The organism is Paracoccus sp. KR1-242 (genome assembly GCF_049446195.1).
GTDB lineage: Bacteria > Pseudomonadota > Alphaproteobacteria > Rhodobacterales > Rhodobacteraceae > Paracoccus > Paracoccus broussonetiae.
This window is the reverse complement of sequence record NZ_JBMSED010000034.1, coordinates 1-1,255: the sequence shown is the minus strand read 5'-3', so window position 1 is coordinate 1,255 and position 1,255 is coordinate 1. Positions and strand designations below refer to the sequence as shown.

1 protein-coding gene is annotated in these 1,255 nt (G+C 66.1%); it reads left to right on the top strand.

The window, feature by feature from the left end:
- On the top strand, positions 1-1,255 hold a 1,255-nt coding region (glyA, locus tag ACO2Q4_RS23600; RefSeq protein ID WP_423322165.1), incomplete at both ends, for a serine hydroxymethyltransferase.

The following is a 1,255-nucleotide window of genomic DNA, read 5'->3' as shown; positions in this document are numbered from 1 at the left end:
CCGGATTCTTCACCGAGACGCTGGACAGCCGGGACCCCGAGATTTTCGGCGCGATCCGGCAGGAGCTGGGTCGCCAGCGCGACGAGATCGAGCTGATCGCGTCCGAGAACATCGTCTCGCGGGCGGTGCTTGAGGCGCAGGGCTCGGTGCTGACGAACAAATATGCCGAAGGCTATCCGGGCAAGCGCTATTACGGCGGCTGCCAATATGTCGACATCGTCGAGGATCTGGCGATCGAACGGGCCAAGGAACTTTTCGGCTGCGGCTTTGCCAACGTGCAGCCGAATTCGGGGTCGCAGATGAACCAGGCCGTGTTCCTGGCGCTCTTGCAGCCGGGCGACACGTTCATGGGCCTTGACCTGAACTCGGGCGGGCACCTGACGCATGGCTCGCCGGTGAACATGTCCGGGAAATGGTTCAACGTGGTCAGCTATGGCGTGCGCCAGCAGGACCAGCTTCTGGACATGGAAGAGATCCGCAGGAAGGCGCATGAAAGCAAGCCGAAGCTGATCGTCGCCGGCGGCACCGCCTATAGCCGGGTTTGGGACTGGGCCGAATTCCGCAAGATCGCGGACGAGGTCGGGGCTTACCTCATGGTCGACATGGCCCATATCGCGGGCCTGGTCGCGGGTGGCCAGCATCCCTCGCCGCTGCCGCACGCCCATGTCGTGACCACGACGACGCATAAATCGCTGCGCGGTCCACGCGGCGGCATGGTGCTGACGAACGACGCCGACATCGCCAAGAAGATCAACTCGGCCGTGTTCCCCGGCCTGCAGGGCGGCCCCCTGATGCATGTCATCGCCGCCAAGGCCGTGGCCTTTGGCGAGGCGCTGCGCCCCGAGTTCAAGGATTATGCCGCGCAGGTCGTCAGGAACGCGCAGGCCATGGCCGACGAGCTGATGAAGGGCGGCATCGACATCGTCTCGGGCGGGACCGACAACCACCTGTGCCTGGCCGACCTGCGCCCGAAAGGCGTGACCGGCAAGGCGACCGAGGCCGCCCTGGGCCGCGCCCACATCACCTGCAACAAGAACGGCGTGCCCTTCGACCCGGAAAAACCTTTCGTGACCTCGGGCATCCGCCTGGGCGCCCCGGCAGGCACCACCCGCGGCTTCCGCGAGGCCGAGTTCCGCCAGATCGCCCGCTGGATCGTCGAGGTCGTCGACGGCCTTGCCGCCAATGGCGAGACCGGCAATGCCGAGGTCGAAGCCAAGGTCAAGGCCGAGGTCGAGGCCCTTTGCGCCCGCTTCCC